Below are 2,386 nucleotides of genomic sequence, written 5' to 3'. Positions count from 1 at the left end.
TAATGTCAACTAAGTTTTTCATTTCGTTTGTCGCTTGCGACGTTAATGTCATCGGCGACTTGTTCTATATTACACCTCTAAAGTATAATCGTCAATACGTTTTTAAAAAAACTTTATATTTTATAGATTTCATTTACGTATTTCTTCTATAGTTATATACAAGCACCCTACAGAACAATCTATGGGGTGCTCTTCTACCATAAAAACTATTGTTCTTTCGACGGCACCGAACAACTTCCATCAGTACAAGAAAGATCGCTTCCACCATCTGCTGAAAGTTCCTGTAACTTCGGTGCAGGATTCTCTTCTTCCCACACTTGCTGAAGTGCACCAACAAAAGTTTCAAGTGGTTGTGCACCTGAAATAGCATACTTTTGATTAATAATAAAATAAGGCACTCCCGAAATTTGATATTGCTGAGCAATCGCTTCATCAATTCTAACATCATTTGCGTACGCATTTTTATCATTAATAACATTTAAAGCTTCTTGCTTATCTAAACCTGAGGCTTCAGCGATAATAGCAAGTGTATCCACATCACTTAAATTTTTCGATTCAGTGAAATATGCAAAAAGTAGATTCTCCGTAATCTCCTTTTCTTTTCCATGATTCTTTGCAAACTTCGCAAGACGATGCGCATCAAACGTATTCGTCGGCTTCATCTCATCAAAATTAAAACTCAAACCCATACTAGCTGCATGATTTCCTAGCTGTACGTTATTACGCTTAGCTTCTTCAATACTAATTCCATACTTTGATGCAAGCACTTCATTAATACTTGTTCCAGAGTAAACGGGAGTATTCGGATCCAACTCAAAACTTTTAAACTCAACTTCAACATCCTTCTTATGTGGAAATTGCTCTAAAGCCATCTCTAATCTACGTTTCCCAATATAGCAAAATGGGCATACAAAATCCGACCAAACCTCAATTTTCATATAAACACCTCATTAACATTTAGTTTTCAATCATTGTAGCACTGAGATTAAGGAATTCAAAAGTTTTTGCTCTATCTCCTTCATATAGTACATACAAAAATACACTTATAGCAGACTACCTAATTAACAAAAAAACGATAATCAAAAGGATTAACTATTATCCCTCTGATTATCGTCTATATAAATGCAACAACTTTAATTATGCCGGAATATACTTCCCTACGAACTTCCATACGGTATTCCAATATTTATTCGAATCTACTTTCTCCGCTTCTCCATGCCCAGCACCTGGAACAATTAATTTCTCTTTTTCTACTTTTGCAGCATTATATACTTCATCTAACATTTCAAAAGGAACGAATGTATCAGCATCCCCATGAATGAATAGCATAGGTGTTTTACTTTTCGCTACTTGTTTTACAGCTGAAGCTTCTTCTAAATCATATCCAGCTCTTAATTTTGTAACTGTATTTGCCGCATTCATAACAGGAAACTTCGGCAAGTGGAATAAATCTTTTAGCTGATAAGTAAATTCATCAATAACGGTTGAGTATCCACAATCTTCAATAATAACTTTAACATTAGAAGGTAAATCTTCTCCTGAAGTCATCATTACAGTTGCCCCGCCCATTGAAACACCAAATAGAGCTATTTCAGCATTAGGATCTTTCTTTAAGATTTGTTGAATCCAAATCAAAACATCTTTACGATCATGCCAGCCCATACCAACATAATCCCCTTCACTATTTCCGTGACCACGAAGGTCTGGTGCTATGACATTATAGCCTTGTTCATAAAAGTTACGAATATACTTCGTCATTTCTGATGCTCTACCATTGTATCCATGAACCACAATTGCCCATTTATGACTAGATGATTCATTCATATATTCATAGCCTTTTAAATTCAATTTATCGAAAGAACGTATAGTTAATGTGTTAGGTTTATACTTCGATACGAAGTTCGCATTCTTTTCTTCATTTGTAGCCAATACATCTCCCGATGCATTTACCGTTTCTACTAAATGAGGATTATCTTGCAAAAATTCTTTTTCTTGTTTCGCATTCAATGCGTAGTTATAAAAATAATTCCCAACTAACATATACACGATTAATAGAAGGACTAAGACTACTATAGTAATTATACCTATCCTTTTCATATTATCTCCTTTTCTAACTTAAATCTTCTTATATTAAAGTACATCAAAAAACAACTGTACTATTTTAACACACCAGTCAATCTTATCTTTAAGAAATAAAATAGAAAATCTTAAATTACATATCAAAAATCACGAAAGAAATCGAATAAAACTTATATAAATATGTAATTAGCTTTGAAAAGAAGTTACAAAATACAAAAAAGACGAGTCATTCTGACTCGTCTTAAAGTTGCTTGGCGACGTCCTACTCTCACAGGGACAAGGTCCCAACTACCATCGGCGCTAGAGA

General features: G+C 34.0%; 2 protein-coding genes. Both read right to left on the bottom strand.

The features are described from left to right. Positions 1-206: 206 nt before the first annotated feature. The gene (locus ATL10_RS30575; protein WP_000687923.1) at positions 207-938 is read right to left on the bottom strand and encodes a DsbA family oxidoreductase; all 732 of its coding nucleotides are present in this window, start codon (positions 936-938) and stop codon (positions 207-209) included. A gap of 199 nt (positions 939-1,137) precedes the next feature. Then, positions 1,138-2,097: an alpha/beta hydrolase gene (locus tag ATL10_RS30570; protein WP_000821101.1), complete on the bottom strand. Its 960-nt coding sequence runs from the start codon at positions 2,095-2,097 to the stop codon at positions 1,138-1,140. Positions 2,098-2,386: the final 289 nt, after the last annotated feature.

Source organism: Bacillus sp. 196mf (genome assembly GCF_003217275.1).
Lineage (GTDB): Bacteria > Bacillota > Bacilli > Bacillales > Bacillaceae_G > Bacillus_A > Bacillus_A thuringiensis_S.
The sequence above is the reverse complement of the archived record's forward strand: the minus strand, read 5'-3'. Positions and strand labels throughout refer to the sequence as shown.